At 62.6% G+C, this 417-nt stretch carries 1 protein-coding gene; it reads right to left on the minus strand.

Features of this window, described 5'->3' with window-relative positions; all coding sequences use genetic code 11:
* On the minus strand, positions 1–417 hold a 417-nt coding region (locus BOP96_RS29175), incomplete at both ends, for a DUF6531 domain-containing protein (protein WP_138726271.1).

The following is a 417-nucleotide window of genomic DNA, read 5'->3' on the forward strand; positions in this document are numbered from 1 at the left end:
AATGGAAACTGCGTATGGCGGTTCTCATGATCGGTCCACACCACCGAATCGCCCGACACCACCAGCCGATGAGCCAGCGCATGACTCCAGCCAAACCCCAACCCACAATCAATGTCCACCGCACTGGTGCGGTACAGCCTCGTCCACTCAAACGGCAAGATCCCATCCAGCACGCCATCGGTGAGGGTCAGCAATTCCTCGCCAGTGACCATCGACACCGGGCAACCGTGGGTAACGGTCTTGTCCGCTGGCGCCGCCGCGTCCCCCTTCGGATTTGAAGCCATGGCCGGCGCATCATCGACAGGCTCATGACGGACCAACGTCGTGCGCTGGGCCTTGCCGCGCACCATCGGCACCGGGTTCGAAACCAGCGTATCGCCCGCCTTCAACGGCACAGCCGGCACCGTCTTAATCGGC

The sequence above is a fragment of the Pseudomonas sp. FSL W5-0203 genome, from assembly GCF_001896155.1.
Taxonomy (GTDB): domain Bacteria; phylum Pseudomonadota; class Gammaproteobacteria; order Pseudomonadales; family Pseudomonadaceae; genus Aquipseudomonas; species Aquipseudomonas paracarnis.